This is a genomic window from Nocardia sp. NPDC058497 (assembly GCF_042720195.1).
In the GTDB taxonomy this organism is placed as follows: domain Bacteria; phylum Actinomycetota; class Actinomycetes; order Mycobacteriales; family Mycobacteriaceae; genus Nocardia.
Genome location: NZ_JBHXMY010000963.1, coordinates 1 through 1403, shown reverse-complemented (window position 1 = coordinate 1403; position 1403 = coordinate 1). Strand labels below are relative to the sequence as shown.

The 1403-nt window shown below is 62.5% G+C and carries 3 protein-coding genes; 2 read left to right on the top strand and 1 reads right to left on the bottom strand.

From position 1 onward, the window contains the following. Window positions 1–67: 67 nt before the first annotated feature. Window positions 68–607 (bottom strand): DUF3558 domain-containing protein, encoded by a 540-nt coding sequence (locus ACFWPJ_RS32880; RefSeq protein ID WP_378857427.1) that lies wholly within the window; start codon window positions 605–607, stop codon window positions 68–70. 145 nt (window positions 608–752) lie between these two features. Between ACFWPJ_RS32880 and ACFWPJ_RS32875 the strand changes: the two genes are divergently transcribed. Beyond that, window positions 753–1055, top strand: a complete 303-nt coding sequence (locus ACFWPJ_RS32875) for a nucleotidyltransferase family protein (protein ID WP_378857425.1) — start codon at window positions 753–755, stop codon at window positions 1053–1055. A gap of 88 nt (window positions 1056–1143) precedes the next feature. Continuing rightward, a partial coding sequence (locus ACFWPJ_RS32870) for a DUF86 domain-containing protein (RefSeq protein WP_378857423.1) occupies window positions 1144–1403 on the top strand: 260 nt, incomplete at its 3' end.

The window sequence follows — 1403 nt, the reverse complement described above, 5'->3', positions numbered from 1 at the left end:
TATCGCCTGCGTATTCATGTTCCGCCAGTAACTGGCGTGGTCCTGAGTCATTTCCGTTCCCCCAAGGTCACTTCGGCAGATGCGGTTCGAGCGCCGCGCCGTACTTCTCCGACATCTCGCATGCGTCGCCGATGCGCGGCCCTTCTGTACTAAGCCATGACGTGCGGATCTCGAACATGCCCTGCTGGGCCTCGAACGACACGTAGCAGGAATCCGGATCGCTGTTTTCCTGCGAAACCAGGCCTGGGCGGCCGTTGACGGTCGTCTCGCGGAGCACGGTCGCGCCTTCTTTCTTGCGCGCGTCGCTCAGGGTGTGGTCAGTCGAGAACACTCCGACCATCCGACGACCGGATCCGTATCGGTTGTCGAGCGGTTTCCAGCTGCATACCCGCCAGGAGGACTCGCCGGTCGGAGGGTCGGTAAGGACACTCTTCGTTGCCGGATCGAGCCCCGCGCTCCGCAACGCTTCATCCGACAACGCCCCCCGACACGGATTGAAGATGTCACCGGCCGCCTTGGATGCCGTAGGACTCCCCACCCCCTCAGTCGACTCCCCGCACCCGACCAGCGCCGCCACCGAAACCACACCGCAGACCACAGCCCGCATCACCACAACGCTTCGCACAGCACTCCTACCTGGTCGACACGGCAGCCACCCGCCACTACCAAACTTAGACGCACCCCACCTCCGATCGGTTCCCCAGTCCTCGAGGGAACTGTCTCTCATCGCGCTGAGCTGTCATGATGGGTGAGTGAGGCGAGACGATCTGATCCAGCTCCTCCCCGCGATTACTCAGCTCTGTGCCGCGTACGGGGTCACAGAGCTTGCTGTCTTCGGCTCGGTTGCCCGCGGTGACGAACGGCAAGACAGCGACGTCGACCTCCTTTATGTGCGGGGGCCAAATGCCGTGCGCGGCCTGGCATTCTTCGGCCTCGAAGAGGATCTCGAGAAACTTCTGGGCACCCACGTCGATCTGGTGCCGAAGAACGGTCTCAACCGATTGATCCGCGACGAAGTGCTCGCCGACGCCGAGGTCATCTATGCCGCCGCCTGAGTAACGCGCCAACTCCCTCTATCTCGCAGATATCGTCATCGCTTCACGCGCTGTGCGTCGATGGCTCGCAGAGCGCTGCGACACCTGGATGGACGACGAGATCCTGCAGAACGCGGTGCTGCGGCAGCTGCTCGTCATCGGCGAAGCGGCATCGCACATCACCGACGCGACCAGGGACAAGCTGCCAGACCTACCATGGCGGCAGATTCGTGGGTTCCGTAACCATGCAGTGCACGCCTACTTCAGCCTGGACTGGGAAATTGTGCGAGAGGTTGCCGAAGTGGACCTGCCCCGGGTCGAAGCTGGGGTTTCCCACCTCCTTGCAACCGATTTCCCCGACATAACTCC